The organism is Pseudomonas sp. PLB05 (assembly GCF_021106615.1).
GTDB classification, from domain to species: domain Bacteria; phylum Pseudomonadota; class Gammaproteobacteria; order Pseudomonadales; family Pseudomonadaceae; genus Chryseomonas; species Chryseomonas benzopyrenica.
The window spans coordinates 989,221-1,015,686 of sequence record NZ_JAJOHO010000003.1 but is presented as its reverse complement, the minus strand read 5'-3'; the positions used below and the strand labels follow the sequence as shown (position 1 = coordinate 1,015,686).

The following is a 26,466-nucleotide window of genomic DNA, read 5'->3' as shown; positions in this document are numbered from 1 at the left end:
GGATCGACGACAGGCTGTCGTTCTTGATCGACCCACCCATCCGCTCACCTTGAGCTAGGCTTCTGCAGCTGTTTCCGTGGAGCCGCAGCCGAACCTGCAAGGGGCGTGCGATCTCCAGCAGCCTCAGCGCTACCCGTCGGACCACCCGAGGACCCCATGACAATAAACGCCTTGCGCACCCTGATCCGTACCCTCATACCCGGAACCCTGCTGGTCAGCCAACTGGCCCTGGCCACCGAAGCCGACGTCGGCCAGACCCTGGCCCGCCAGGCCGGCATTCCCTGGCCGGCGGTGGTCGCCCATCGCGGCGCCTCCTTCGATGCGCCGGAATCCACCGCCCCGGCCTATCTGGTGGCACGAGAGCTGGGTGCCGACTACCTGGAGCTCGATCTGCAGCGCACCAAGGACGGCCAGCTCATCGCCCTGCACGACGACACCCTGGAACGCACCACCGATGTCGCCAAGCGCTTTCCCGAGCGCGCCAAGGCGCCGGTCAGCCAGTTCACCCTGGCCGAGCTCAAGTCGCTGGATGCCGGCAGCTGGTTCAACCAGGCCCATCCCGACCGCGCCCGAGCCAAGTTCGCCGGACTCAAGATCCTCACCCTCGACGAGGTCATCGACATCGCCGAGGGCGGGCGCAACAAACCGGGCCTCTACATCGAGACCAAGCAGCCCAAGCTGTTCCCCGGCATCGAGCGCGATCTCAAGGCCAAGCTGACCCAGCGCGGCTGGCTCGGTCAGCCCAAGGCCGGTGCCACCGGTGTCGCCGCCATGCCCGGGCGGGTGATCCTGCAGACCTTCGAGAAAGGCAGCCTGGAGCTGCTGCAAAAGGAGATGCCCAATACGCCGAAGATCCTGCTGCTGTGGCTGGGCGACGACTACATCCCGGCCAAGCCCGGGCCGACCTATGCCGAGTCGGGCGAGGCCAGCAAGGCGGCCTACTACGCCAAGCAGCAGGTACGTTCCGAGGGTGACTTCACCGCCTGGGTCGAATGGGCCAAGGCCCATGGCGCCATCGGCATCGGTCCATCGGCGGCACTGGAGGAGGGTGGCGACCAGAGCTACGCGGACCTGGTGAAGCCCTGGATGAACGACGTGGCCCACGAGCGCGGCCTGCTGGTGCACGCCTATACCGTGGATTCGGCGGTGGACTTCGCTCGCCTGGCGCCGCGTGCTGTGGATGGCTTCTTCACCAACCGCAGCGCCGAACTGCTGAAGTTCTATGAGCGGCCGGCCAAGCAGGCACCTGGCGCCCTGCTCAAGCAGTTGGGTTATTGAGGCCCGGCGGGGAGGCCTGGCGGTCTCCCCGTCATCACTGGAAGTTCAGCATGTCCCGCCATGCCTTCAACGGCGCCAAGCTGGCGCTGCTCTGCGCTGACCAGATCCTGGTCTATCAGCGCGACGACAAGCCCGACATCCCCTGGCCGGCCCTCTGGGACCTGCCTGGCGGTGGTCGCGAAGACGGCGAGACGCCCGAGCGCTGCGCCCTGCGCGAGTTGGAAGAAGAATTCGGCCTGGTGCTGGACAAGGCGCGGCTGACCTGGGGGCGCTGCTATCCACCGCGTCAGCCGGGCTATCTGCCCAGTTGGCTGTTCGCCGGGCAGTTGCATCCCGCCGAGATCGCCGCCATCCGCTTCGGTGACGAAGGCCAGCACTGGCAGCTGATGAGCATCGTCGACTTTCTCGACCATCCCCAGGCCGTGCCTCATCTGCAGGCGCGGCTGCGGGACTACCTGGGCGAGCGGGAGGAGAACGGGCCGGCGTCTCTTAATCCCGGCTGAATGAACGCGCGATAATCGAGCGCGAGCGGCGGGCCCAGCTTAAGCTTTCTCCAGGCCCATCCGGGCCGTTCTGGAGATCTCCCCCATGCGCCATTTCCTCTTGGCGTCGCTCTGTGCCCTGACCTTCACCGGCTGCACCGTCTACGACACGTCCCCGCGCTATTACAGCCGTCCGGCACCCCCTGCGGCGGTCTTCTACGGCACGCCGGCCTATCCGCCGCCCGCGGTCATCGTGCGGCCCTATGGCTACGGCTACTACTATCGACCGGTCCCGCCGCCACCGCCTCACTGGGGGCCGGGTCCCGGTTGGGGACCGCCGGGCTGGGGGCCGCGTCCGGGTTATGGTCCGCCTGGCTGGGGCCCGCGCTATGGTCCGCGCTGGTAGCGGGTTTGACAGGGGCAGCCAGCTTTCCTAGGGTGCTGCCCTTGTCTTGACCAGGAAGCCCCGAATCGTGGACGACGATCGCATCAAGCTCGACCCCCAATGGAAAGCCGCGCTACGCGACGAATTCGAGCAGCCCTACATGCGCCAGCTGAGCGAATTCCTCCGACGCGAGAAGGCAGCGGGCAAGGTCATTTATCCGCCCGGTCCGCTGATCTTCAATGCTCTCAATACCACCCCTTTGGATCGGGTCCGGGTGGTCATCCTCGGGCAGGATCCCTATCACGGGCCGGGCCAGGCCCACGGCCTGAGCTTTTCGGTGCAGCCTGGCGTGCCGGCACCACCGTCGTTGCAGAACATCTTCAAGGAACTCAAGCGCGACCTGAACCTGCCCATTCCCAACCACGGCTATCTGCAGCACTGGGCCGAGCAGGGCGTCCTGCTGCTCAACACCTCGCTGACGGTGGAGCAGGCCAACGCCGGTTCCCATGCCAAGGCCGGCTGGCAGCGCTTCACCGACCGTATCATCGAGGTGGTCAGCGCCGAGCGCGAGAATCTGGTGTTCCTGCTCTGGGGCAGCCATGCCCAGAGCAAGCAGACGCTCATCGACCCCCAGAAGCACCTGATCCTCAAGTCGGCGCATCCCTCGCCGCTGTCGGCCCACCGCGGTTTCATCGGCAACTGCCATTTCGGCCGCACCAACGAATTCCTGCGCAACGCCGGCCTCACCCCCATCGACTGGGCGCTGCCGCCACTGTCCTAGAGCGGTTCAGGCGTTTACACCTTGTAATCCTCCGGCGCTTGTTGACTGACCGGTCATCCGGGACAGTCGAGGCACGTCCCACACCGGAGAGAGCCCATGACCGAAAACAACAACAAGGTCGCGCCCACCCCCTCGGCGGCCGATCCGTCGCAACCGCCCCGCGGTACCCTGGCGCGCTGGAAACTGGTAGGCCCGGGCATCGTGGTCGCGGTGACCGGGGTCGGCGCCGGCGATCTGGTCGCCACCCTCATCGCCGGCTCGCGCTTCGGCTATGCCCTGCTCTGGGCCGCGGTGGTGGGCTGCATCGTCAAGATCGCCCTGGCCGAAGGCTCCGCGCGCTACCACCTGGCCACCGGCTCGACCATGCTCGAAGGCTGGCGCTCCCTGGGCATCTGGACCTACTGGTACTTCGGCATCTACATCGTGCTCTGGGGCTTCGTCTATGGCGGCACCGCCATGAGCGCCACGGCCTTGCCGCTGGCCGCGCTGTTCCCGGACGTGCTGCCGTTCTGGGCCTGGGGCGCCCTGTCGGGCATCGCCGGCGCGGTCTTCGTGCTGCTCAATCGCTATGCGGTGTTTGAGGCGGCGATGAAGTTCTTCATCGGCGTGATGTTCGTGGTGGTGGTGGGGCTGGCCATCCTGGTCATGCCCAACCTCGGCCATGCCGTCACCGGCCTGGTGCCGACCATCCCCGAAGGCTCGGCGATCTACACCCTGGGCCTCATCGGCGGCGTCGGTGGCACCATCACCATGGCCGCCTATGGCTACTGGGTGAACGCCAAGGGTTGGCGGACTCCGGCCTGGATGGGCGTGATGCGCCTGGACAACCAGGTGGCCTATATCGCCACCGGCATCTTCGTCATCGCCATGCTCATCGTCGGCGCCGAGTTGCTCTATACCGCGCAGATCACCCTTTCCAGCGGCGATCGCGGCCTGCTCGACCTGGACGAGGTGCTGGAGCAGCGCTTCGGCCCGGTGGTCTCCACCGTCTTCCTGATCGGCTTCGCGGCGACCACCTTCTCCTCGATCCTGGGGGTGTGGCACGGCGTGTCCCTGCTGTTCGCCGACTTCGTCCGCCAGGCCACCGGTGGCACCGGCGACCGGGGTGATCTGGAAAAGACCCCGGCCTTCCGCTTCTATGTGCTCTGGCTGACCTTCCCGCCGATGGTGTTGCTGCTGCTCGGCCGACCCTTTGGCCTGATCATCGCCTACGGGGCCTTTGGCGCCTTCTTCATGCCGTTCCTGGCCCTGACGCTGATCTGGCTGCTCAACTCCAAGCGGGTGCCCAAGGAGTGGCGTTCGGGCTGGCTGTCCAACGGCCTGCTGGGGCTGGCTGCGGCACTGTTCATCGTCCTCAGCCTGAACGAACTCGCTCGGCTGTTTTGAGCGTTGCCGGCAGGGTGCTCCTTGCAGAGAACACTCGAGAACGGCGCGGCCAGTGTCTCGATGACGATGGCCGAGCCGCTTGATTTCACAGCATCTAGCGACGGGTCCGGTTCCAGCAGAGGCCATCAATAGATGGCCTGATTTCTGGCGTGCGTAGGGAGGCTTCGGTCCGCTCCTTTCGGATGTCGCTAAGCAGCAGCGGGATGTCTAGCGCCACCGCCATTCTTGCGCCAGCACCGCATGGACGTACTCGTCATCCATGCCCATCAGAGCGAGCGTTCTCGATGGAATGGGCAGTTGGCTGGTGATGCCGCTACTCAGCGTACCGGCTGCAGCGGCAACTCCACCTCGCCACCGCTGTTCAGGTCCACCACTACCGGCTCCTGGGTCAGGTACAGCGGGCGACCGCCCAGCAGGATGCGGCCGCTGAGCAGGTAGCGTTCGCCGTTCTTGACCTTGGCCGGGGCGTAGTCGAGGCGGAAGGGCACCTGGTCCTGTTGCTTGACGAACAGGGTGCGCTGGGCCAGCCGGCCGGCAGGGGTGTCGCCGGCGCTGGCGCTGTAGAGGCTGACGGTGAGCTTGGCGGTGGGCGGCACCGGCTCGTTGGCGGTAAAGGTGGCCTGACCGCTGAGACTGGTCATGCTTGGCTGGGCGGGTACGCCAGGGGTGGTGGTCTGCGGCTGCTCGGTGGGGGGCAGCGGCTGGCCGCTCGGCGGCGGTGGTGTCGCGGGGCCGGGGCGCAGCCCGCTACAGGCGCTGAGCAGCAGCGAGGTGGCGAGCAGGGCGGCGATTCTTTTCATGGCTAGATCCTGGACTGAAATCGACTGCTGTGACCCACGGACGCCGGCTTAGTTGCCGGCGACAACGGGTGTTTCCGGATCCGGCAGGTCCGGGGCATCGGGGCGGTCCAGGGCCACCTGGCGGATCGACAGGCGAATCTCCGCCGGCAACACCCGCTTGCCGGCACCCTCGGCCAACTCGCCGAGCAATTCATGGTGGCCCAGGGTGCCGTCGTCGGCCTTGCGCAGCACCCCCTCGGCCAGCAGCGTCTGAATGAAATGGCGGAACAGCGACTTGTCGAAGAATTCCGGCGCATTGAGGCCGTGCAGCACCGACAGCCGCTGGGCCATCACCGTGCAGAGTTCTTCCAGCTGCGGAGCGGTCAGGCTGTTCTGGCCGTGGTTGAGGATCAGCGCGGTGGTCATGTAGTAGCGCTGCAGGGTCTGCAGGACGGCCCGCGCCAGCAGGGTGAGGCGGACGAATTGCCGCGAGCTGGGCGCGGCGCGCACGAAGACGTCGTCCTCGATACGCAGCAGGCCGCGCTCCACCATGGCTTCCAGCCAGCCGTCCAGCACCAGGGGCAGCTCCTCGCGCTCCCAGTGGATGAACAGCTCGGCCTGCAGATAGGGATAGAGCGCCAGGGCGAATCTATGGATCAGCTCACGGGTCATGCGCCCGGTGTTCTGGAAGAAGCTGGCGATCAGCGCCGGGATGGCGAAGAGGTGCAGGACGTTGTTGCGGTAGTAGGTCATCAGCACCGCGTTCTGCTCGTCCAGGTAGAGGATGCGCCCCAGGGCGTCCTGCTGCTCGGAGAGGAAACCCAGGGCGCGCACCTCCTCGATGATCGCCTGGCCGTCGCCCTCGGGCAGGGTGACGCTGGTGGAGTAGGGCACCCGCTTCAGCAGATCCAGATAGAGGTCGATGGCGCGTACCAGGGCGCCTTCGTCGAGGGCCTGGCGATGGGTCGAGAGCAGCGCCAGGGCCACCAGGTTGACCGGGGTGACGGCCGCCGCGGCGTTGATGCGGCGTACCACCCGCTCGCCCAATTCGTGGGTGACCGAATTGAACCAGGCGGGCTTCAGGTCTTCGTCGAGGGGTTCGTCGCGCCAGCCCGGACGGCGGGCATCGAGAAAGCCCTGCAGCGGAATGGGTTCGCCGAAGTTGACCCAGACCCGGCCGAAGCGCTGGCGCAGGGCGCCAAACACCTTGACCAGGTCGAAGATGGATTCCTTCTTTTTCGCCGCGCCGCGCAATTCACCCAGGTAGGTGCGGCCCTCGAAGACCTTCTCGTAGCCGATGTACACCGGCACGAAGACGATGGGCCGCCGGGAGTCGCGCAGGAAGCTACGCAGAGTCATGGCCAGCATGCCGGTGCGCGGCTGCAGGGTGCGTCCGGTACGCGAACGGCCCCCCTCGACGAAATACTCGGTGGAGAAGCCGCGGCTGAACAGACTGTGCAGGTATTCGTTGAACACCGCGGCATAGAGGGCGTTGCCCTTGAAGCTGCGCCTCATGAAGAAGGCGCCGCCACGTCTGAGGATGTTACCCACCACCGGCATGTCCAGGTTGATGCCGGCGGCGATGTGCGGCGGCGTCAGGCCATTCTGGAACAGCAGGTAGGACAGCAGCAGGTAGTCGATGTGGCTGCGATGGCAGGGCACGTAGACCACGGTGTGACCGGGCGCCATCTCCTGGATCCGCTCGATGTGGCTGACCGTGACGCCATCGTAGATGCTGTTCCAGAACCAGCGCAGACCCACGTCCAGGCAGCGCACCACCGGATAGGAGAAGTCCGAGGCGATCTCCCGCGCATAGTGCGCCGCCTCGTCTTCGATGCGCCCGGGGGTAGCCTTGCGCTGGGCGATCTCGTGGGCGATGGTCGCCCGCACCTGGGGGGCCCGCAGCAGGCCGCGCAGCAGGGTGCGTCGGTGCGACAGGTCCGGGCCGATCACCGCCTGGCGCACGTTGCGGAAGTGGATGCGCAACCGCCGCATCACCAGACGTTCCAGGCGCTGTGGATCGGGGCGCTGGCTGGCCAGTTCGCCCAGCGACAGCGGCTTGGAGAACTGCACCCGGGTCAGCCGGCCCAGCACCAGGATGCGCGCCAGCTTGCGCAGCCGTCCGGTCACCACCCAGTTGTCCGCCCAGAGCAGCTTCCAGGGACTGGTCTCGCGATCCGGCGACTGGCCCCAGAAGACGCTGACCGGTACCAGCTGGACGTCTTCCAGCTGCTGCTCGGTTACTGCGGTCACCACCCGGCGCAGGGTAGGAGGTACCGAGCGCCGGGCGGGGCGCCCGCGCCAGTTCGCCTTGCCGGTGGCGTTGAAGTAGGCCATTGGTTCGGTCTTGCTCCCCAGCACCAGCGGGCGTAGCGGTCGTGGCAGGCCGGCCTTGCGGCATTCCCGGTCGAGCACCGCCAGATCGCTCAGCGAGGCCTCGGGCAGTACGTAGAGCACTGGTTTGGCGGGATCGATGCGGCTGAGCAGGCTGGCCGCCTGGGTGGTCTCGGAGCGAACCCAGAGATAGAGCAGGCGCTTGAGCAGCGAGAAGGCCAGCAGACGCAGCGGTGAACGGGTCATGGAGGGCTACCGGGTGGACGGGGCGGCAGTGTGCCGGATGGCCTGGCGGGCGTAAAACCACCCGTGTTGTTCTGACTTCGACCCGGCAGTCGGCGCCTTGTCCCCAGCGTCGAAAAAATGCCATTCAAATCGTCGACAATCCGGCGCTGGCGTGGCTTCCAGCCGTGATGGCACTGTGCGTAAAGAACGTTGCTTTTGCCGGAAAAGCCCTGCTTCATAAGGTTTCGGCAACGTGTTGCCGATGGTCGGATACGGGCCAGCCTGGCGACCGGTCCGATGCGCGATCCGTACCGATACAACAAAGCGACCCGGTCGCCCAGGCTGTGGCGAGCGGGGATAGGAAATCCAGACAAGCTTCGGAGAGATGTGATGGGTGAGCAACGCGAAACCGGGACCGTCAAGTGGTTCAATGACGCCAAGGGATATGGATTCATTCAACGCGAGGGCGGCGCCGACGTGTTCGTTCACTACCGCGCCATTCGTGGTGAAGGCCACCGCTCCCTGGTCGAAGGCCAGCAGGTGGAGTTCTCGGTGATCGAAGGCCAGAAGGGTCTGCAGGCCGAAGACGTCGCCCGGCTGTAAGAGCCTATTCAAAGTCTGCTGCGCGTCGGCCAAACGGCGTTGAAAATGGCTTCGGAATGCTCATTTACCACTCGTAAACTCCGCTTCCTCAGCCATTTTCGCCTTGTTTGTCTCTAGCTCGCGAGCCTTTGAACAGGCTCTGAGCCCGCTTCGCGAGGAGCGCAAGGCTCCTCGCGCCTTCAGTTCACTCGGTACGCCAGACGATTTCCTCGACACCCTCGTCCGTCACCTTCAGCCAACGGTCGGCGGTTTCTTCCTCTTCTTCCTCGCTCCAGCCACTCGGGGCGCAGCGCACCTGCACCTGCAGGGCCGCCTGGGCATCACGGGCGCAGGCCAGGTCGTCCACCCAGGGCGATACATCGCTTTCCAGTAGCAGGCTGTGCCACTTGCCCACCGCCTTCGGCAGCCAGGTGACGGGAATGGGCTCGCCACCATAGCGCAGGGTGCACTTGAAGGTCTGCCCACGCGCCTGCCAGGCGCAAGGCATGGCGAACACCTGTTCGAGCCAGGCCGAGACGGCGTCCTGGTCGACGTCCTTTAGGTAGATTTCGATATCGGGCTGGCGCATGGGGCTTAGGCTCCGGATTTGACGATCCAATCGTAACGTACTGCCACCCGCACCTCGAAGGGCTCGGCAAGAACCCGCTCGCGACGCTCGGCGTTGACCCGCCAACCGTGGGGCGTCATGGCCAGCAGGTCTTCGCGGGTCTGGCGCTCGGTCAGCGGCAGCACGAATTCGAGCCCTTCGCTGTGGGCCAGTTCCAGACCTGGCGGCAGATCCTGCAAGTGCTTGTCTTCGGCATAGTCGCGTACCTCGTCATAGAGCCGCTGGCGCAACTCCAGCAGGTGGGCGCTGGCCGGACCCAGGCGCAGGATGCCGCCGCCCGGTGCCAGCACACGCAGGGCTTCGGCCCAGTCGATGGGGCTGAAGACACTGGCCAGCAGCTGGCAACTGGCGTCCGGCAGCGGCAGACGCGCCATGCTCGCCACCAGCCAGGTCAGCGCCGGGGTACGTCGGCAGGCGCGGCGCACCGCCTCGCGGGAGATGTCCAGCGCATAGCCGTCGGCCGCGGGCAGGGCCTGGGCCAGGCGCGCGGTATAGAAGCCTTCGCCACAGCCCACGTCGATCCAGCGCTGGGGCGCGCGTTCGGCGGCCAGGTGCGCCAGGCGCTCGGCCAGGGGCGCATAGTGACCGGCATCGAGAAAGCGCCGGCGCGCCTCGACCATCGCGGCGTTGTCACCCGGATCCAGGCTCTTCTTGTGCTGCACCGGCAGGAGGTTCAGATAGCCCTGGCGGGCGCGGTCGAATCTATGGCCGGCGGCGCAACCGACGCCACCCTCGAGTTCGGCCAGCGGGGCCTGGCAGAGCGGACAGATCAGCTTCATGCCAGCAACCGCACCAGGGTGCCGTAGTAGACCTCGGTCAGGAGATCCAGGTCGCTGGCCAGGACGTGCTCGTCCACCTGGTGGATGGTGGCGTTGACCGGACCCAGTTCCACCACCTGGGCGCCCAGGGTGGCGATGAAGCGGCCGTCCGAAGTACCGCCGCTGGTGGAGGCTTCGGGGCGATAGCCGGTGACCGCCTCCACGCTGGCCGCGACGGCGTCGAGCAGGTCGCCCGGCTCGGTGAGGAAGGGCAGCCCGGACAGCGACCAGTCGATGTGCCAGTCCAGGCCGTGGCGATCGAGGATGGCCTCGACGCGGGCCTGCAGGCCTTCCACGGTGGATTCGGTGGAGAAGCGGAAGTTGAACAGTGCCTGCAGCTCGCCCGGCACCACGTTGCCGGCACCGGTGCCGGAATTGAGGTTGGAAATCTGGAAGCTGGTGGGCGGGAAGAAGGCGTTGCCGTCGTCCCATTGCTCGGCAGCGAGATCCGCCAGGGCCTGGGCCGCCAGATGGATGGGATTGCGCGCCAGGTGCGGATAGGCCACGTGGCCCTGCTTGCCGCGCACGGTCAGGCGGCCATTGAGCGAACCGCGGCGACCGTTCTTGACCACATCGCCCAGCAGCCGGGTGCTGGAGGGTTCACCGACGATGCACCAGTCCAGCCGCTCGCCGCGCTCGCGCAGGCGCTCGACCACGGCACGGGTGCCATGCAGGGCGGGGCCTTCCTCGTCGCTGGTGATGAGGAAGGCGATTGCGCCGCGATGGTCCGGGTGGTCGGCGACGAAGCGCTCCACGGCGATGATCATGCTCGCCAGACTGCCCTTCATGTCGGCGGCGCCGCGGCCACGCAGCATGCCATCGGCATCCACGTGGGCATTGAAGGGCGCCTGCTGCCAGGCATCCAGCGGGCCGGTGGGCACCACGTCGGTGTGGCCGGCGAAGCACAGCACCGGACCCTCGCCGCCACGGCGCGCCCAGAAGTTGTCCACCTCCTCGAAGCGCAGCGGTTCCAGGGCGAAGCCCAGGCGCTCCAGGCGCTGCATCATCAGCGCCTGGCAGCCTTCGTCCAGCGGCGTGACCGAGGCCCGGCCGATGAGGTCGCAGGCGAGTTCCAGAGTGGGGGTGAGAGCGGTGGTCATGGCGGGTCCCGGGAGGCGGCTAGGGTTCAGGGGGAGCGGTATGGTAAAGGAAAACCTATACTGTGGCTTTTGTGGAAAGCCTTCATGACGTTCGATGAACAACGCTTCGGCGGGATCGCCCGGCTCTATGGGCAGGAGGCCGTCGAGCGCCTGGCCGCCAGTCACGTCGCCGTGGTCGGCATCGGCGGAGTGGGTTCCTGGGCCGCCGAGGCCCTGGCCCGTAGCGGCGTCGGTCGCATCAGCCTGTTCGATCTGGACGACGTTTGCGTCAGCAACACCAATCGCCAGGTGCACGCCCTGGACGGCCAGGTGGGGCGACCCAAGGTCACGGTGATGGCCGAGCGCATCCAGGCCATCAACCCGGCCTGCACGGTCAAGGCGGTGGCGGACTTCGTCACCCGCGAGACCATGGCCGACTACATCACCGAGGAGCTCGATCTGGTGCTGGACTGCATCGACAGCGTGGCCTCCAAGGCGGCGTTGATCGCCTGGTGCAAGAGACGCAAGATCGCCATCGTCACCACTGGCGGTGCGGGCGGCCAGATCGACCCCACCCAGATCCAGGTGGTGGACCTCAATCGCACCTACAACGACCCCCTGGCCTCGCGGGTGCGTTCGCTGCTGCGCCGAGACTATGGTTTCTCGCGTAATCCCAGCCGCCACTACAGCGTGCCCTGCGTCTTTTCCACCGAGCAGCTGCGCTATCCCAAGCCGGACGGGAGCGTTTGCCAGCAGAAGAGTTTCGTCGGCGAAGGCGTGCGCCTGGACTGCGCTGGCGGCTTCGGCGCGGTGATGATGGTCACCGCCACCTTCGGCATGGTTGCCGCCGCCCGCGCCGTGGACAAGCTGATCCAGAAGCCCAAAGGTTAAAGCTCTCGTAGGTTGGGTTGAGCGCAGCGAAGCCCAACGCTGCCCAGGTCGAGCCCGCAATGTTGGGCTTCGACGATAGAGCCGTCTCAGCCCAACCTACGTCCTGACGACGAGGGGGCGCTTCGGTAGGCTGGGTTGAGCGCAGCGAAGCCCAACGGTGCCCAGGTCGAGCCCGCAATGTTGGGCTTCGGCGATGGAGCCGTCTCAGCCCAACCTACGTTCAGAGGACGAGGGAGCGCTTCGGTAGGTTGGGTTGAGCGCAGCGAAGCCCAACGGTGCCCAGGTCGAGTCCGCAATGTTGGGCTTCGACGATGGAACCGTCTCAGCCCAACCTACGTCCTGAGGTGCCGTGCCTCACATATCCTGGGGCGTTTCCCGGACGGGACGGTCGTCGGCGATGGCGGGGACGTGCAGGCCGGTCTTGGCCAGCTGCTGGCCTTCCATCTGCGGTTGGGTGGTCCAGGTGAGGATGTCGTAATAACGGCGCACGTTCTGCACGAACTGCACCGTCTCACCGCCGCGGGCGTAACCATAGCGGGTCTTGCTGTACCACTGCTTCTGCGCCAGGCGCGGCAGCATCTTCTTCACGTCCAGCCAGCGATCCGGGTCCAGGCCCTGGGATTCGGCCAGACGGCGGGCGTCGAGGATGTGGGCGATGCCGATGTTGTAGGTGGCCAGGGCGAACCAGGTGCGATCCGGTTCGTTGATGCTGTCGGGCAGCTCGTCGCGGATCTGGTCGAAGTACTTGGCGCCGCCGGTGATGCTCTGCTCGGGATCCAGGCGATTGGATACCCCCATGGCCTGGGCGGTGTTATTGGTTAGCATCATCAGTCCGCGTACCCCGGTCTTGGAGGTGGCGTCCGGCGTCCACAGCGATTCCTGGTAGCCCATGGCGGCCAGCAGGCGCCAGTCCAACTGGTGTTTCTGCGCCACCTTGCGGAAGTGCTTCTCGTACTTGGGCAGGCGTTCCTGCAGGTGCTGGGCGAAGGTGTAGGCACCGACGTAACCAAGCACGTCGACGTGGCCGTAGTAGCGCTCCTTGAGCTGCTGCAGGGTGCCATCGCGGCGGACCTTGTCCAGGTAGGCGTTGACCGCGTCGAGCAGGCTGTTGTCCTCACCGGGCTGCAGCGCCCAGGCCTGGCCCTGGTTATCGCCCAGGTCGAAGGCCACCCGCACATTGGGGAAATAGACCTGGTTCATGGCCAGTTCGTTGGAATCCACCAGGGTCAGGTCGATCTGGCCCTCGTCGACCATGCGCAGCAGGTCGCTGACCTCCACCTGGTCGGATTCGTCGAAGGCCAGCCCCGACACCTGGGCCTGCAGCGCCTTTAGTTGCTGGGCCTGGCTACTGCCCTTGAGCACCAGGATGCGCTTGCCGACCATGTCCTTGGGCGTGCTGGGGCGGACGGTGCCGTTGCGATAGATGACCTGGGGCACCACGTCCAGATAGCTGCGGGAAAACTTCAGATTCTGGCGATTGATCGAAGGCGTGAGGCCGGCCGCGGCGATCACCGGCCCGTCCGGCGCGGTCAGGCGATTGAAGAGGTCGTCGAGGTTGTCGGCGGTGCTGATTTCCAGGCGTACCTTGAGCGATTCGGCGAAGCCCTTGACCAATTCGTATTCGAAGCCGGTCTCGCCGTTGCGGTCCTGGAAATAGGTCGCCGGACTGTTGCGCGTCACCACGCGCAGGACTCCCGCCTGCTGCACCTGCTCCAGCGCGGTAGGCTTGGGCGGCGCAGGCACGTCGGCCTCCCCGCAGCTCATGAGCAAGGCGAGGAAGGGCAGGGTAAGCCAGGCGAATCGCTTGAAGGCTCTATTCAAATGGGCTAGCTCGGCCATACGGCATCAAAACGGCACTGGCGCCTTGCTGACGCGCCTCATCGGTCGGCCCCTCCGGGCACTCGTTATGGTCGGGACGCTCCGCGCCACCGGTCCGGCCAAAGGCTCTATCCTGAGCCCAATGGGGAGCCGCGTCCATGGGGCGCGGCAGGCCGTAACGGCGGGCAGTATACGCGAGAAGTGGCCCAGCGCCCATTTTATACATACAAGGATGGTGGTAAGGCTGCATGAACCCTCGTCGCCGGAAGGTGTCCCCGGCGCGCCTTTAGGCTAGAATGCACGGCCCCAAAGTGACTTGGCCCCGAGGCTGTCCCCGATGCTGATCCTGCGCGGCGCTCCCGCTCTTTCTTCTTTCCGTCACGGCAAACTTCTCGACCAGCTGACTCGCCTGGTTCCCGGTGTCTCCGGGCTCTATGCCGAGTTCGTTCATTTCGCCGAAGTCGCCGGCACCCTGAGCGCGGAGGAAGAGGGCATCCTCGGCCGACTGCTGCAATACGGCCCCAGCGTCCCCCAGCAAGAACCCCAAGGCGCGCTGTTCCTCATCGTCCCGCGCCTGGGCACCATCTCGCCCTGGTCGAGCAAGGCCACCGACATCGCCCACAACTGTGGCCTGGCGCAGATCGAGCGTCTGGAGCGCGGCGTGGCCTACTACGTCGCCGGCGAGCTGGACGGCGTTGCCCACGCGCAGCTGGCCGCGGCCCTGCATGACCGCATGACCCAGCGCGTGCTGCCGACCCTGGACGCCGCCGCCGACATCTTCAGCCATGCCGCGCCCAAGCCGCTTACCGCGGTGGACGTGCTCGGTGGTGGTCACGCCGCGCTGGAGCAGGCCAACCTCGAGCTGGGCCTGGCCCTGGCCGAGGACGAGATCGACTACCTGGTCAAGAGCTTCACCGCCCTGGGGCGCAATCCCCATGACATCGAACTCATGATGTTCGCCCAGGCCAACTCCGAGCACTGCCGGCACAAGATCTTCAATGCCAGCTGGGACCTCGACGGCGAAAGCCAGGAGAAGTCGCTGTTCGGCATGATCAAGAACACCTACGAGATGAACCGCGCTGGCGTGCTGTCCGCCTACAAGGACAACGCCGCGGTCATGGAAGGCTTCACCGCCGGGCGCTTCTATCCCGACGCCGAGTCCCGTGAGTACGGCGCGCACAGCCAGCCCGTGCACATCCTGATGAAGGTGGAGACCCACAACCACCCGACGGCCATCGCTCCCTTCCCCGGCGCCTCCACCGGCTCCGGCGGCGAGATCCGCGACGAAGGCGCCACCGGCCGCGGCTCCAAGCCCAAGGCCGGCCTGACCGGCTTCACCGTCTCCAACCTGAACATCCCCGGTTTCGAGCAGCCCTGGGAGCAGCCCTACGGCAAGCCCGAGCGCATCGTCACCCCGCTGGACATCATGATCGAGGGCCCGCTGGGCGGCGCCGCCTTCAACAACGAATTCGGTCGCCCGGCCCTGGCCGGCTACTTCCGCACCTTCGAGCAGCAGGTCGAGACCCCCCGTGGTCCCGAGGTGCGCGGCTACCACAAGCCGATCATGCTCGCCGGCGGCCTGGGCAACATCCGCGCCGACCACGTGCAGAAGGGCGACATCTCGGTGGGCGGCAAGCTCATCGTGCTCGGTGGTCCGGCCATGCTGATCGGCCTGGGCGGCGGCGCGGCCTCGTCCATGTCCACCGGCGCCAGCTCCGCCGACCTGGATTTCGCCTCGGTGCAGCGCGAGAACCCGGAAATGGAGCGCCGCTGCCAGGAGGTCATCGACCGCTGCTGGCAGCTGGGTGAAAACAACCCCATCACCTTTATCCACGACGTGGGTGCGGGCGGCCTGTCCAACGCCTTCCCCGAACTGGTCAACGATGCCGGGCGCGGCGGTCGTTTCGAGCTGCGCAACGTGCCCAACGACGAGCCGGGCATGAGTCCGCTGGAGATCTGGTGCAACGAGTCCCAGGAGCGCTACGTGCTCTCCGTGGACGCGGAAAACTTCGAGACCTTCAAGGCCATCTGCGAACGCGAGCGCTGCCCCTTCGCCGTGGTCGGCGAGGCCACCGAGGAGCGCCAGCTGACCGTGGCCGACAGCCACTTCGGCAACAACGCCGTGGACATGCCGCTGGACGTCCTGCTCGGCAAGCCGCCGCGCATGCACCGCAGCGCCACCCGGGAAGCCGAACTGGGCGACGCCTTCGACGGCGCCGGCCTGGACCTGACCGAGTCGGTGGAGCGCGTCCTGCGCCACCCGGCCGTGGCCAGCAAGAGCTTCCTGATCACCATCGGCGACCGCACCATCACCGGCCTGGTCGCCCGCGACCAGATGGTCGGTCCCTGGCAGGTCCCGGTGGCCGACTGCGCCGTGACCGCCACCAGCTTCGACGTCCACACCGGCGAAGCCATGGCCATGGGCGAGCGCACCCCGCTGGCGCTGCTCGACGCGCCTGCTTCCGGCCGCATGGCCATCGGCGAGACCATCACCAACCTGGCCGCCGCGCGCATCGAGAAGCTGGGCGACATCAAGCTCTCCGCCAACTGGATGGCCGCCGCCGGCCACCCGGGCGAAGACGCGCGCCTCTATGAAACCGTCAAGGCGGTAGGCATGGAGCTGTGCCCGCAGCTGGGCATCACCATCCCGGTCGGCAAGGACTCCATGTCCATGAAGACCCGCTGGCAGGACGGCGGCGAAGACAAGAGCGTCACCGCGCCGCTGTCGCTGGTGATCACCGGCTTCGCCCCGGTGCAGGACATTCGCCGCACCCTGACCCCCCAGCTGCGCCTGGACAAGGGCCAGACCGACCTGATCCTCATCGACCTGGGTCGTGGCCAGAATCGCCTGGGCGGCTCCATCCTCGCCCAGACCCACGGCAAGCTCGGCCAGCAGGCTCCCGACGTCGACGAGGCCGAAGACCTCAAGGCCTTCTTCGCGGTGATCCAGGGCCTCAACCAGGATGGCCTGCTGTTGGCCTACCACGACCGTTCCGACGGCGGCCTCATCACTACCCTGGTGGAAATGGCCTTCGCCGGTCACTGCGGCCTGGCCCTGCGCCTGGACGCTCTCGCCGCCGACCGCGACGAGCTGACCCGCGCGCTGTTCGCCGAAGAGCTGGGCGCCGTCATCCAGGTGCCCCAGGACTTCACCCACGAGGTGCTGGCCCAGTTCAGCGCGGCCGGTCTGGAAGATTGCGTGGCGGTGATCGGCAACCCGGTCAACGGCTACGAGATCAACATCCACTACCACGACGAGCATCTCTACCGGGCCGAGCGGCGCATGCTGCAGCGCGTCTGGAGCGAGACCAGCTTCCAGATCCAGCGCCTGCGCGACAACGCCGACTGCGCCCAGCAGGAATTCGACGCTCTGCTGGAAGAGGATCATCCGGGTCTGTCGGCCAAGCTGGCTTATGATCCCAACGAGGACATCTGCGCCCCCTACATCAAGAAGGGCGTGCGGCCCCAGGTCGCCATCCTGCGCGAGCAGGGCGTCAACGGTCAGGTGGAGATGGGCGCGGCCTTCGATCGCGCCGGCTTCGCCGCCATCGACGTGCACATGAGCGACATCCTCTCCGGTCGCATCGACCTGGCGGACTTCAAGGGCGTGGTCGCCTGTGGCGGCTTCTCCTATGGTGACGTCCTCGGCGCCGGCGGTGGTTGGGCCAAGTCCATCCTGTTCAACGCCCGGGCTCGCGACGGCTTCCAGCAGTTCTTCGAGCGCACCGATACCTTCACCCTGGGCGTGTGCAACGGTTGCCAGATGGTCGCCAACCTGCGCGAGCTGGTGCCCGGCAGCGAATTCTGGCCGCGCTTCGTGCGCAACCGCTCCGAGCAGTTCGAGGCACGGGTGGCCATGGTCCAGGTGCAGGATTCGCCCTCCCTGTTCCTCGCCGGCATGGCCGGGTCGCGGCTGCCCATCGCCATCGCCCACGGCGAAGGCTTCGCCGAGTACCCGAGCCAGCAGGCGCTGGTCGCCGCCGATGTCTCCGGCACCGTGGCGCTGCGCTATGTCGATGGCCACAGCAAGGTCACCGAGATCTATCCGGCCAACCCCAACGGCTCGCCGCTGGGCATCACCGGTCTGTCCAGCCAGGACGGTCGCGTGCTGCTGATGATGCCGCACCCCGAGCGCTGCTTCCGCGCCGTGCAGAACTCCTGGATCCCGGCCGACTGGCAGGGCGAGGACGGCGGCTGGATGCGCCTGTTCCGCAATGCGCGGGTCTGGGTGGACTGAGTCCTCGGCTCGCGTCTGACGAAACCCGCGCCTCGGCGCGGGTTTCGTCTTTCTGGGAAGGGTTTAAGCTGAAGGGACCGTCCAGCGTCTCCGGAGTCCTCGATGTTCAAGCTGTGTTTCTACGTCCCCGACTCGCACCTCGATGCCGTCAAGCAGGCGATCTTTGCTGTGGGCGGTGGCCGCATCGGGCTCTATGACAGTTGCTGCTGGCAGGTCCAGGGCCTCGGTCAGTTCCGTCCACTGGCGGGCAGCCAGCCGCACCTGGGCGAGCAGGGCAGTCTCGAACAGCTAACGGAATGGCGAGTGGAGCTGGTACTGGCCGATGAGCAGGTCGCCCGCCAGGCCGTGGCGGCGCTCAAGGAGACGCATCCCTATGAGACGCCGGCCTACGACGTGGTGCAGGTGCTGGATTTCTAGCCGTCAGGGATAGCCGAGAACGGTCTTGATCCGTGCAAGCTCACGCTCGACCCAGCGTGGGTCCACCGCGCCCCAATCGCGGATCTCGTAGCCGCCCGCGTTGTTGCGCGCGCCGTCGCCCTGCACGAACTGACAGTCGATATCCAGATCGGCCAGGGCCAGTAGGGTGTCCTGGGCCGTACGCCGCGGCATGCCGGTAGCGGCCATCAGCGCGGGCACGCTGGTGGCGGTGCCGCTGGCCACCAGCCAGGCCACATAGAGCCGGCGATAGAAACTGGTCTTGGTCTTGCTCACATCCATGAGAATCGTCCTAGGCAATAAAAAGCCCACCGCGAGGGTGGGCTTCAGGGGGATCAGAGGGTAGCGATGCGCTGCCGCTGTTCCACCATTTTAGCCAGGGCCTGCTCGGCTTCGGCCAGTTTGGCACGCTCCTTCTCCAGCACTTCGGCCGGCGCCTTGGCGACGAAGCCTTCGTTGCCCAGCTTGCCGCCGACGCGCTTGACCTCGCCTTCCAGGCGGCCGATCTCCTTGTCCAGGCGCGCCAGTTCCGCGTCCTTGTCGATCAGCCCGGCCATGGGCACCAGCACTTCCATCTCGCCCACCAGGGTGGTGGCGGACATCGGCGCTTCCTCGCCGGCGGCCAGCACGCGGACCGATTCCAACTTGGCCAGCTTGTTCAGCAGCGGCTCGAAGTCGGCCAGGCGGCGTTGGTCCTGGGCACTGGCGTTGGCGACGATGATGTCGATGCGCTTGGCCATGGAAATCTTCATCTCGCCGCGGATCTGCCGCACGCCCAGCATCAGCGCCTTGACCCACTCGATGTCGCCTTCGGCGGCGGCGTCGATGCGCGCCTCGTTGGCCACCGGCCAGGGCTGCAGCATCAGGGTCTCGCCCTGGACACCGGCCGGTGCCTTGAGGCGCTGCCAGATTTCCTCGGTGATGAAGGGCATGAAGGGGTGCGCCAGGCGCAGCACCACTTCCAGTACCCGCGCCAGGGTGCGGCGGGTACCGCGCTGGCGCTCGATGGAGGCGTTTTCGTCCCACAGCACCGGCTTGACCAGCTCCAGGTACCAGGCGCAGTACTCGTCCCAGACGAATTCGTAGAGGGCCTGGGTGGCCAGGTCGAAGCGGAAGGCGTCGAGCTGACGGGTCACCTCGGCCTCGGTGCGCTGCAGCTGGGAGATGATCCAGCGATCCACCGAGGACAGCTCGACGGGTTCGTCATTGACGCCGGTGTCCTGGCCTTCGACGTTCTCCATGACGAAGTTCGCCGCGTTCCACAGCTTGTTGCAGAAGTTGCGATAGCCCTCGACGCGACCCATGTCGAACTTGACGTCGCGGCCGGTGGTGGCCAGGGAGCAGAAGGTGAATCTCAGGGCATCGGTGCCGTAGCTGGCGATGCCGTCCGGGAATTCGGCGCGGGTCTGCTTGGCGATCTTCTCGGCCAGCTTGGGCTGCATCAGGCCGCTGGTGCGCTTCTGCAGCAGGGTGTCCAGGTCGATGCCGTCGACGATATCCAGCGGGTCGAGCACGTTGCCCTTGGACTTGGACATCTTCTGGCCCTGGCCATCGCGCACCAGGCCGTGGACGTAGACGGTCTTGAACGGAATCTGCCCGGTCAGGTGGGTGGACAGCATGATCATCCGGGCGACCCAGAAGAAGATGATGTCGAAGCCGGTGACCAGCACGTCGGTGGGGTGGAAGGTCTTCAGCGCCTCGGTCTGCTCGGGCCAGCCCAGGGTGGAGAAGGTCCACAGGCCGGAACTGAACCAGGTGTCCAGGACATCGTCGTCCTGGCGCAGGGCGATGTCCCCGAGGTCGTGCTTGGCACGTACCTCGGCTTCGTCACGACCGACGTAGACATTGCCGGCCTGGTCGTACCAGGCGGGAATGCGGTGGCCCCACCAGAGCTGGCGGCTGATGCACCAGTCCTGGATGTCGCGCATCCAGCTGAAGTACATGTTCTCGTACTGCTTGGGCACGAACTGCACCTCGCCGCTCTCGACCACGGCGATGGCCTTCTCGGCCAGGGGCTTGGTGGAGACGTACCACTGGTCGGTCAGCCAAGGCTCGATCACGGTGCCGGAGCGGTCGCCCTTGGGTACCTTGAGGGCGTGGTCGTCGATCTTCTCCAGGCGGCCGGCGGCCTCCAGATCGGCGACGATGCGCTTGCGCGCCTCGAAACGATCCAGGCCTGCGTAGGCGGCGGGGAGGGTGGCGTCGAACATGCCGTTGACGCTGCCGTCCAGGTTGAACACCTGGGCGCCGGGCAGGACGGCCGCGTCGGCATCGAAGATGTTGATCAGCGGCAGGTTGTGGCGCTTGCCGACTTCATAGTCGTTGAAGTCGTGGGCCGGGGTGATCTTGACGCAGCCGGTGCCGAATTCGGGGTCGCAGTAGTCGTCGCCGACGATGGGGATGCGCCGGCCCACCAGGGGCAGCTCGACGTACTGGCCGATCAGGTCCTTGTAGCGCGGATCTTCCGGGTGCACGGCCACGGCGGCGTCGCCCAGCAGGGTCTCGGGACGGGTGGTGGCGACCACCAGATGGTCCATGCCCTCGGCGGTGCGGGCGCCATCGGCCAGCGGATAGCGCAGGTGCCAGAGATGACCCTTCTCGTCATGGCTTTCCACTTCCAGGTCGGAAATGGCGGTGTGCAGCTTGGTGTCCCAGTTGACCAGGCGCTTGCCGCGATAGATCAGGCCGTCCTCGTGCAGGCGCACGAAGGCTTCCTTGACCGCCTCGGAGAGGCCGTCGTCCATGGTGAAGCGCTCGCGCGACCAGTCCACCGAGGAGCCCAGGCGGCGGATCTGCCGGCTGATGTTGCCACCGGATTCGTTCTTCCATTCCCAGACCTTCTCCAGGAATTTTTCCCGGCCCAGGTCATGGCGCGACAGGCCCTCGGCACCGATGCGGCGCTCCACCAGCATCTGGGTGGCGATGCCGGCGTGGTCGGTGCCCGGCTGCCAGAGGGTGTTGCGACCCTGCATGCGGCGGAAGCGGATCAGGGCGTCCATGATGGCGTTGTTGAAGCCATGGCCCATGTGCAGGCTGCCGGTCACGTTCGGCGGCGGGATCATGATGGTGTAGGGCTCGCCCGACCCCTGGGGCGCGAAGTAGCCCTGGCGTTCCCAGGTCTGGTACCAGGAGGTTTCGATGGCGTGCGGCTGGTAGGTCTTGTCCATGGAGGGGGCTTTTGTCGCTGGAAGAGGAAAGCCTCCGAGTATAGCGACTCCCGCCGGCCGACGGCAGGGCGCCTTGGCGCCCCGCGCTCAGGGACGCTGCAGCAGTTCTTCCAGTCGCCGCTGCAGACGGCGCTGCAACTCGGCCTCCAGGCGCGGCAACTGCTCGTCGAGCAGTTCCTGCAGGATGGCCGGCGCCTCCTGGTGCAGGCGGACGTGGGCCAGGTCTTCATGGGGCGCGCTGGGCGTCACCTCTTCGATGGCGTCCGGCACGATCTGGTCGAGCAGCGGCGGGATGGCCCTGAGGCGCTCGGCGCTGGGCGCGATGACGTCGGAGAGGATGGGGATGCCATCGGCGCTGCTCGGATGAATCGTGTTGCGACTCTTGTCGAGCACCTGGCGGATGGCTTCGAGGTCTTGCAGGACGTGCGCGGGAGGCTTGGTGCTGGTCATGAAATCAGACACGTGACAGCTGATGGTCCTGTAGAGCATAGCCAAGCTTGCGGTAGAAGCGAAAACCTTCGCGCATCGCCTGGCGCACGTCGGGAGCCTCAACGACCACTTCGGCGATCCGGGCGAAACCCGCATGGCAGGGCGGCGGGGCCAGGCTGAGGTTGATCAGCAGCTCGCCCGTTTGCTCGGCGGGCGTGGTCAGGCCCAGCACCACCGGGCTGTCGCTGGCGGTCTCCGCCAGATCGTGGGGAATGAAGCTGTCCGGCCGAAAGCTCCACAGCTGATCATCCAGGCGCTGACGCTGCTCGGTGTCGGCGCAATGCACATAGACCGGCATGCCCTGCTTCCAGGCCTTGTCCACCAACCGACAGGCGAAGGCCAGCCGCGCCGCGGGATCGGTGGAGGGCAGGACATAGAAATCGACACGGGTCATGGGCGGTCACGGCGAGGGGAGGGGAACGGCAAGGCCGCGACGTAGGAGCGTCGCGGCCTTGGGCAGAGGCTTAGGCCTCGTTGCTGCGGTCGAGCAGATATTGCACCAGCAGCGGAACCGGACGACCGGTGGCGGCCTTGTCCTTGCCGCCGCTGATCCAGGCGGTACCGGCCACGTCCAGGTGTGCCCAGGGATAGGCCTTGGCATAGCGCGCCAGGAAGCAGCCCGCGGTGATGGTGCCGGCCTTGGGGCCGCCGATGTTGGCCATGTCGGCGAAGGGGCTGTCCAGCTGCTCCTGGTACTCGTCGTGCAGCGGCAGTTGCCAGACGCGGTCGTCGGCGCGATCGCCGGCCTGCTTGACCTGATCGATCAGGGCGTCGTCGTTGCCCATCAGACCCGAGACCAGCGAACCCAGGGCGGTGATGCAGGCGCCGGTGAGGGTGGCGATGTCGATCACCGCCTTGGGCTGGAAGCGCTCGGCGTAGGTGAGGGTGTCGCACAGCACCAGGCGGCCTTCGGCGTCGGTGTTGAGGATCTCGATGGTCTGGCCGCTCATGCTGGTGACGATGTCACCCGGACGGGTGGCGGTGCCGCTCGGCATGTTCTCGGCCAGGGCCAGCAGACCTACCACGTTGATCGCCGGCTTGAGCTCCATGAGGGCGCGGAAGGTGCCCAGGACGCTGGCGGCGCCGCACATGTCGTACTTCATCTCGTCCATGCCGGCGCTGGGCTTGATGCTGATGCCGCCGGTGTCGAAGGTGATGCCCTTGCCGACCAGGGTGTAGGGCTGGGCGTTCTTGGCGCCGCCCCGGTACTGCAGCACCACCAGGCGCGGCGGCTGGGCGCTGCCCTGGGCCACGGCGAGGAAGGAGCCCATGCCCAGTTCACGCATCTTCTTCTCGTCGAGCACCTCGACGGAAAGCCCGGCGTCCTTGAACTGCTTGCCCAGGGCCTTGGCCTGATCGGCCACATAGACCGGGTTGCAGACGTTTGGCGGCAGGTTGCCGAAGTCCTTGGCATAGGCGGTGCCGTGGGTGATCGCCAGGGCATGGGCCAGGGCGCGTTCGGCCTCCGGCTGGGAGGCCTTGGTGGTGACCAGGGTCAGCTTCTTCAGCGGCCGCGGCTCGGCCTTCTTGCTCTTGAAGCGATCGAAGACGTAGTCGCCATCGGCCAGGGTCTCGGCCAGCAGGCGCAGGCGGGCATAACCATCGCGATTCTTGACCGGCACATCGCCGAGGGCGATGGCGGCGTCGCTGCCGCCCAGGCTCTTGAGCACGCTCAGGGCGCCGCTGGCCAGCTTGCGGTACTGGCGGTCGGACAGCCCTTCGCTGGCGCCGCTGCCGACGAGCAGCACGCGCTCGGCCTTGATGCCGGGCAGATTGGTGAGTAGCAGGGTCTGGCCGGCCTTGCCGGCGATGTCGCCGCGCTTGACCGCCGCGCTCAGGGCGCCGGAAGTGGCAGCGTCCACGGCGCTGGCCGCTGCGTCGAGCGCACCGCCTTCACCGACGGCCACGACCAGCGTGGCGGTTTTCAGGGTTTCCGGACGAGCGTTTTTGACGACGAATTCCATTAGGAGAAGCTCCCCAAGACAAACACATGAGTTCGCAGGATATAATGCGGGGCTTTCGCCAGGGCCTTTCCCGGCGATCGGCCTTCAACGGGTGGGCCTTGCAACGCAAGCCATGCAGCCGAGCTAGTGTGAGCGTTCGCGCCAGAGCCTGACAACCCTGGAGAATCCTGTTTGATCGTCTTCCGCTATCTGTCTCGAGAAGTTCTCACCACCCTCGGTGCGGTCAGTGCCGTGCTGCTGGTGATCATCATGAGCGGCCGCTTCATCAAGTACCTGGCCCAGGCGGCCCAGGGCCTGCTGGATCCGGGCGTGCTCCTGCTCATCATGGCCTACCGCATCCCCGGCTTCCTGCAACTGATCCTGCCGCTGGGCCTATTTCTCGGCTTCCTGCTCGCCTATGGCCGGCTGTACCTGGACAGCGAGATGACCGTGCTCACCGCCACCGGCCTGAGTCCGCGCCGCCTGCTGGCCTACAGCATGGCGCCGGCCGCGGTGGTGGCCCTGGTGGTCGCCTGGCTGAGTCTGTCGCTGGCACCCCTGGGCGTGCAGAAGGTCACCACCATCCTCAATCAGCAGGATGCCATGACCGAGTTCGACACCCTCGAACCGGGCCGCTTCCAGTCGCTGCGGGACAATTCCCGAGTCACCTACACCGAGCGCCTGTCGGCGGATCGCAGCCAGCTGGGCGGCGTCTTCATTTCCGAGCGCAACACCTCCACTGCTGGCGGCAAGGACCGCGGCGTGGGCGTGCTGGTGGCCGACACCGGTCGGCAGGAAATCCACCCGGACGGCAGTCGCTACCTGATCCTGCAGAACGGCTTCCGCTACGACGGCGTGCCGGGCCAGGCCGATTACCGCGCCGTGCAGTACGAGACCTATGGCGTGCTCCTGCCCAAGCCCGCGGTCAGCGAGGACATCAGTGAGCGTGACGCCGTCACCACCGGTGAACTCATGCGCAGCAACGAGCTGCAGTATCGCGGCGAGCTGCAATGGCGGCTGTCGCTGCCAATCCTGGTGTTCGTCGTGACTCTCATCGCCGTGCCCTTGGCCAAGGTCAATCCGCGTCAGGGCCGCTTCCTCAAGCTGCTGCCGGCGATCCTGCTGTACATGGCCTACCTGTCGCTGCTGATCGCCGCCCGCGGCGCCCTGGATAAAGGCCGCCTGCCGCCGGCCATCGGTCTGTGGGGCGTGCACCTGCTGTTCCTGGTGCTGGGCCTGCTGCTGGCCTTCTGGGAACCGCTCAAGGCGCGTCTGCGCGGTCGCAAGCCGGAGGTAGCGGCATGAACAAGCTCGATTGGTACATAGGGCGCACCGTCTTCGTCAGCATCCTCGCGGTGCTGGGTGTGATCGTTGGTCTGGCCCTGCTGTTCGCCTTCATCGACCAGCTCGGCGACTTCGACGACAACTACGGCGTCGCCGAGGCGCTCAAGTTCGTCCTGCTCACCTCGCCGCGGCGAGCCTACGAGATGCTGCCCATGGCCGCGCTCATCGGCTGCCTGATCGGCCTGGGCACCCTGGCCAGCAGCAGCGAGCTGATCGTGATGCGCGCCGCCGGCGTTTCCCTGGGGCGCATCGTCTGGGCGGTGATGAAGCCGATGTTCGTGCTGCTCATCGCCGGCATCCTAGTCGGCGAGTACGTGGCGCCCTGGTCTGAGAACCTGGCACAGAGCGGTCGCGCCCTGGCGCAGAGCGCCGGCAAGGCGCAGAGTTCGCGTCACGGCCTCTGGCATCGCCAGGGCCACGAGTACACCCACGTCAACGCCGTGCAGCCCAATGGCCTGCTGCTGGGCGTGACCCGTTACGAATTCGACGACAATCGCCATCTGCTGCAATCCAGCTTCGCTCAGCGCGGCATCTATCGCGGCGATCACTGGGAACTGGAAAACGTCAGCATCACCGACTTCGGCGACCGCCAGACCAGCGTCCGCCAGGAGCCCAAGGTGATCTGGAACGTCGAGCTGACCCCGCAGGTGCTCGACACCGTGATCATGGAGCCGGATGCGCTGTCGATCTCCGGACTGTGGTGGTACATCCACTACCTGGCCGATCAGGGGCTGAGCAACAAGAGCTACTGGCTGGCGTTCTGGTCGAAGATCTTCCAGCCGCTGGTGACCGCCGCCCTGGTGCTGATGGCGATCTCCTTCATCTTCGGTCCGCTGCGCTCGGTGACCCTGGGCCAGCGGATCTTCACCGGGGTGATCATCGGCTTCGCCCTGCGCATCTTCCAGGATCTCCTGGGGCCGTCCAGCCTGGTGTTCGGCTTCTCGCCGCTGCTGGCCGTGCTGGCACCGGCGCTGCTATGCGCCGTGGCTGGGGTGCTGTTGCTGCGCCGGGCCGGCTAGGGCCGCCCGGCGGCGCCGCTCGCTAGGCGGCGCCCTTGCTCACGACCGGCTGCGGCTGCAACCAGCCGGCGTGCGCTTCGCAGAAGTTCAGGATGCGCTGCACACGGCGGATCTGATCCCGATGGCGGCATTCGCCCACCACGGTACGCACCAGCAGATCGACATTCTGCATGTGGATCAGGCGCAGATCCGCGCTCATGTCGGGGCAGGCTTCCATCTCGTCCATGCGCGTCTCGCAACGCGAGAGCAGCCGCTCGATGAAGGCCGGGGAGAAGCGGGCGGGGGTCTGGGCCGTTTCCAGGTCCTTGACCGCCACCTGAGAGAGGGGGGAGAGCGTTTCCATGTGCAAGATCTCGCGTCCGTATC

Annotated in this window: 23 protein-coding genes; 11 read left to right on the top strand and 12 right to left on the bottom strand. The window is 66.5% G+C overall.

The window, feature by feature from the left end; translation table 11 throughout:
• The first annotated feature begins 156 nt into the window (after positions 1-156).
• From LRS53_RS17465 to LRS53_RS17445, 5 genes are all read left to right on the top strand, one after another.
• Positions 157-1,278, top strand: a complete 1,122-nt coding sequence (locus LRS53_RS17465) for a glycerophosphodiester phosphodiesterase (RefSeq protein ID WP_231356730.1) — start codon at positions 157-159, stop codon at positions 1,276-1,278.
• A 50-nt stretch (positions 1,279-1,328) separates the two neighbouring features.
• The gene (locus tag LRS53_RS17460) at positions 1,329-1,781 is read left to right on the top strand and encodes an NUDIX hydrolase (RefSeq protein ID WP_231356729.1); all 453 of its coding nucleotides are present in this window, start codon (positions 1,329-1,331) and stop codon (positions 1,779-1,781) included.
• 85 nt (positions 1,782-1,866) lie between these two features.
• On the top strand, positions 1,867-2,166 hold the full coding sequence (locus tag LRS53_RS17455; protein WP_231356728.1) for a hypothetical protein: 300 nt from the start codon (positions 1,867-1,869) through the stop codon (positions 2,164-2,166).
• Positions 2,167-2,230: 64 nt separating this feature from the next.
• Complete coding sequence (gene ung / locus LRS53_RS17450) at positions 2,231-2,926, top strand: uracil-DNA glycosylase (protein WP_231356821.1); 696 nt, start codon at positions 2,231-2,233, stop codon at positions 2,924-2,926.
• Positions 2,927-3,022: 96 nt separating this feature from the next.
• Positions 3,023-4,312 (top strand): Nramp family divalent metal transporter, encoded by a 1,290-nt coding sequence (locus LRS53_RS17445; RefSeq protein WP_231356727.1) that lies wholly within the window; start codon positions 3,023-3,025, stop codon positions 4,310-4,312.
• A gap of 317 nt (positions 4,313-4,629) precedes the next feature.
• Here LRS53_RS17445 and LRS53_RS17440 read toward each other — a convergent pair whose 3' ends face one another.
• Entirely contained in the window at positions 4,630-5,112 is a 483-nt protein-coding gene (locus tag LRS53_RS17440) for a YbaY family lipoprotein (protein ID WP_093250721.1), read from the bottom strand.
• 48 nt (positions 5,113-5,160) lie between these two features.
• Positions 5,161-7,671 (bottom strand): glycerol-3-phosphate 1-O-acyltransferase PlsB, encoded by a 2,511-nt coding sequence (plsB, locus tag LRS53_RS17435; protein ID WP_231356726.1) that lies wholly within the window; start codon positions 7,669-7,671, stop codon positions 5,161-5,163.
• A 369-nt stretch (positions 7,672-8,040) separates the two neighbouring features.
• Between plsB and LRS53_RS17430 the strand changes: the two genes are divergently transcribed.
• Complete coding sequence (locus LRS53_RS17430) at positions 8,041-8,253, top strand: cold-shock protein (protein ID WP_017641736.1); 213 nt, start codon at positions 8,041-8,043, stop codon at positions 8,251-8,253.
• A gap of 184 nt (positions 8,254-8,437) precedes the next feature.
• Here LRS53_RS17430 and LRS53_RS17425 read toward each other — a convergent pair whose 3' ends face one another.
• From LRS53_RS17425 to dapE, 3 genes are read right to left on the bottom strand one after another with little or no spacing between them, the layout of a single operon-like run.
• Entirely contained in the window at positions 8,438-8,821 is a 384-nt protein-coding gene (locus LRS53_RS17425) for a hypothetical protein (RefSeq protein ID WP_064307967.1), read from the bottom strand.
• Between the two features lie 5 nt (positions 8,822-8,826).
• On the bottom strand, positions 8,827-9,639 hold the full coding sequence (locus LRS53_RS17420) for a putative RNA methyltransferase (protein ID WP_231356725.1): 813 nt from the start codon (positions 9,637-9,639) through the stop codon (positions 8,827-8,829).
• Positions 9,636-10,778 carry a succinyl-diaminopimelate desuccinylase gene (gene dapE / locus LRS53_RS17415; protein WP_231356724.1) on the bottom strand — a complete coding sequence of 381 codons (1,143 nt, stop codon included), beginning with the start codon at positions 10,776-10,778 and terminating at the stop codon, positions 9,636-9,638. Before dapE ends, LRS53_RS17420 begins: the two co-directional genes overlap by 4 nt.
• Positions 10,779-10,862: 84 nt before the next feature.
• On the opposite strand from dapE, the gene tcdA reads away from it, so the two are divergent.
• Positions 10,863-11,648: a tRNA cyclic N6-threonylcarbamoyladenosine(37) synthase TcdA gene (gene tcdA, locus LRS53_RS17410; RefSeq protein ID WP_017642560.1), complete on the top strand. Its 786-nt coding sequence runs from the start codon at positions 10,863-10,865 to the stop codon at positions 11,646-11,648.
• A 354-nt stretch (positions 11,649-12,002) separates the two neighbouring features.
• Here the strand turns inward: tcdA and mltF are convergent, their stop codons facing one another.
• Positions 12,003-13,487, bottom strand: a complete 1,485-nt coding sequence (gene mltF, locus LRS53_RS17405) for a membrane-bound lytic murein transglycosylase MltF (RefSeq protein ID WP_017642559.1) — start codon at positions 13,485-13,487, stop codon at positions 12,003-12,005.
• 316 nt (positions 13,488-13,803) lie between these two features.
• On the opposite strand from mltF, the gene purL reads away from it, so the two are divergent.
• Both purL and LRS53_RS17395 read left to right on the top strand, forming a co-directional pair.
• Complete coding sequence (gene purL, locus LRS53_RS17400) at positions 13,804-17,703, top strand: phosphoribosylformylglycinamidine synthase (protein WP_231356723.1); 3,900 nt, start codon at positions 13,804-13,806, stop codon at positions 17,701-17,703.
• Positions 17,704-17,805: 102 nt separating this feature from the next.
• Positions 17,806-18,120: an NGG1p interacting factor NIF3 gene (locus LRS53_RS17395; RefSeq protein ID WP_231356722.1), complete on the top strand. Its 315-nt coding sequence runs from the start codon at positions 17,806-17,808 to the stop codon at positions 18,118-18,120.
• 3 nt (positions 18,121-18,123) lie between these two features.
• On the opposite strand, the gene LRS53_RS17390 is transcribed toward LRS53_RS17395, so the two are convergent.
• From LRS53_RS17390 to LRS53_RS17370, 5 genes are all read right to left on the bottom strand, one after another.
• On the bottom strand, positions 18,124-18,420 hold the full coding sequence (locus tag LRS53_RS17390) for a winged helix-turn-helix domain-containing protein (RefSeq protein WP_059313851.1): 297 nt from the start codon (positions 18,418-18,420) through the stop codon (positions 18,124-18,126).
• Positions 18,421-18,473: 53 nt separating this feature from the next.
• Positions 18,474-21,305 carry a valine--tRNA ligase gene (locus tag LRS53_RS17385; RefSeq protein WP_231356721.1) on the bottom strand — a complete coding sequence of 944 codons (2,832 nt, stop codon included), beginning with the start codon at positions 21,303-21,305 and terminating at the stop codon, positions 18,474-18,476.
• Between the two features lie 87 nt (positions 21,306-21,392).
• Entirely contained in the window at positions 21,393-21,755 is a 363-nt protein-coding gene (locus LRS53_RS17380; protein WP_231356720.1) for a hypothetical protein, read from the bottom strand.
• A 4-nt stretch (positions 21,756-21,759) separates the two neighbouring features.
• Positions 21,760-22,188 carry a DNA polymerase III subunit chi gene (locus tag LRS53_RS17375; RefSeq protein ID WP_231356719.1) on the bottom strand — a complete coding sequence of 143 codons (429 nt, stop codon included), beginning with the start codon at positions 22,186-22,188 and terminating at the stop codon, positions 21,760-21,762.
• 70 nt (positions 22,189-22,258) lie between these two features.
• Positions 22,259-23,758, bottom strand: coding sequence for a leucyl aminopeptidase (locus LRS53_RS17370; RefSeq protein WP_231356718.1), 1,500 nt, complete (start codon positions 23,756-23,758; stop codon positions 22,259-22,261).
• Positions 23,759-23,929: 171 nt separating this feature from the next.
• Here LRS53_RS17370 and lptF point away from each other — a divergent pair, with 171 nt between their 5' ends.
• Positions 23,930-25,042, top strand: coding sequence for an LPS export ABC transporter permease LptF (gene lptF, locus LRS53_RS17365; RefSeq protein ID WP_017642551.1), 1,113 nt, complete (start codon positions 23,930-23,932; stop codon positions 25,040-25,042).
• The gene (gene lptG, locus LRS53_RS17360; RefSeq protein ID WP_231356717.1) at positions 25,039-26,100 is read left to right on the top strand and encodes an LPS export ABC transporter permease LptG; all 1,062 of its coding nucleotides are present in this window, start codon (positions 25,039-25,041) and stop codon (positions 26,098-26,100) included. The genes lptF and lptG overlap by 4 nt, the downstream gene beginning before the upstream one ends.
• Positions 26,101-26,122: 22 nt before the next feature.
• Here the strand turns inward: lptG and LRS53_RS17355 are convergent, their stop codons facing one another.
• The gene (locus LRS53_RS17355) at positions 26,123-26,443 is read right to left on the bottom strand and encodes a hypothetical protein (RefSeq protein WP_231356716.1); all 321 of its coding nucleotides are present in this window, start codon (positions 26,441-26,443) and stop codon (positions 26,123-26,125) included.
• Positions 26,444-26,466 lie beyond the last annotated feature (23 nt).

What these genes read in the sequence shown, in the direction of transcription:
- LRS53_RS17465 (WP_231356730.1), top strand. Translation starts at nt 157, where the DNA reads ATGACAATAAACGCCTTGCGCACCCTGATCCGTACCCTCATACCCGGA.
- LRS53_RS17460 (WP_231356729.1), top strand. Translation starts at nt 1,329, where the DNA reads ATGTCCCGCCATGCCTTCAACGGCGCCAAGCTGGCGCTGCTCTGCGCT.
- LRS53_RS17455 (WP_231356728.1), top strand. Translation starts at nt 1,867, where the DNA reads ATGCGCCATTTCCTCTTGGCGTCGCTCTGTGCCCTGACCTTCACCGGC.
- LRS53_RS17445 (WP_231356727.1), top strand. Translation starts at nt 3,023, where the DNA reads ATGACCGAAAACAACAACAAGGTCGCGCCCACCCCCTCGGCGGCCGAT.
- LRS53_RS17440 (WP_093250721.1), bottom strand. Translation starts at nt 5,112, where the DNA reads ATGAAAAGAATCGCCGCCCTGCTCGCCACCTCGCTGCTGCTCAGCGCC.
- plsB (WP_231356726.1), bottom strand. Translation starts at nt 7,671, where the DNA reads ATGACCCGTTCACCGCTGCGTCTGCTGGCCTTCTCGCTGCTCAAGCGC.
- LRS53_RS17430 (WP_017641736.1), top strand. Translation starts at nt 8,041, where the DNA reads ATGGGTGAGCAACGCGAAACCGGGACCGTCAAGTGGTTCAATGACGCC.
- LRS53_RS17425 (WP_064307967.1), bottom strand. Translation starts at nt 8,821, where the DNA reads ATGCGCCAGCCCGATATCGAAATCTACCTAAAGGACGTCGACCAGGAC.
- LRS53_RS17420 (WP_231356725.1), bottom strand. Translation starts at nt 9,639, where the DNA reads ATGAAGCTGATCTGTCCGCTCTGCCAGGCCCCGCTGGCCGAACTCGAG.
- dapE (WP_231356724.1), bottom strand. Translation starts at nt 10,778, where the DNA reads ATGACCACCGCTCTCACCCCCACTCTGGAACTCGCCTGCGACCTCATC.
- tcdA (WP_017642560.1), top strand. Translation starts at nt 10,863, where the DNA reads ATGACGTTCGATGAACAACGCTTCGGCGGGATCGCCCGGCTCTATGGG.
- mltF (WP_017642559.1), bottom strand. Translation starts at nt 13,487, where the DNA reads ATGGCCGAGCTAGCCCATTTGAATAGAGCCTTCAAGCGATTCGCCTGG.
- purL (WP_231356723.1), top strand. Translation starts at nt 13,804, where the DNA reads ATGCTGATCCTGCGCGGCGCTCCCGCTCTTTCTTCTTTCCGTCACGGC.
- LRS53_RS17395 (WP_231356722.1), top strand. Translation starts at nt 17,806, where the DNA reads ATGTTCAAGCTGTGTTTCTACGTCCCCGACTCGCACCTCGATGCCGTC.
- LRS53_RS17390 (WP_059313851.1), bottom strand. Translation starts at nt 18,420, where the DNA reads ATGGATGTGAGCAAGACCAAGACCAGTTTCTATCGCCGGCTCTATGTG.
- LRS53_RS17385 (WP_231356721.1), bottom strand. Translation starts at nt 21,305, where the DNA reads ATGGACAAGACCTACCAGCCGCACGCCATCGAAACCTCCTGGTACCAG.
- LRS53_RS17380 (WP_231356720.1), bottom strand. Translation starts at nt 21,755, where the DNA reads ATGACCAGCACCAAGCCTCCCGCGCACGTCCTGCAAGACCTCGAAGCC.
- LRS53_RS17375 (WP_231356719.1), bottom strand. Translation starts at nt 22,188, where the DNA reads ATGACCCGTGTCGATTTCTATGTCCTGCCCTCCACCGATCCCGCGGCG.
- LRS53_RS17370 (WP_231356718.1), bottom strand. Translation starts at nt 23,758, where the DNA reads ATGGAATTCGTCGTCAAAAACGCTCGTCCGGAAACCCTGAAAACCGCC.
- lptG (WP_231356717.1), top strand. Translation starts at nt 25,039, where the DNA reads ATGAACAAGCTCGATTGGTACATAGGGCGCACCGTCTTCGTCAGCATC.
- LRS53_RS17355 (WP_231356716.1), bottom strand. Translation starts at nt 26,443, where the DNA reads ATGGAAACGCTCTCCCCCCTCTCTCAGGTGGCGGTCAAGGACCTGGAA.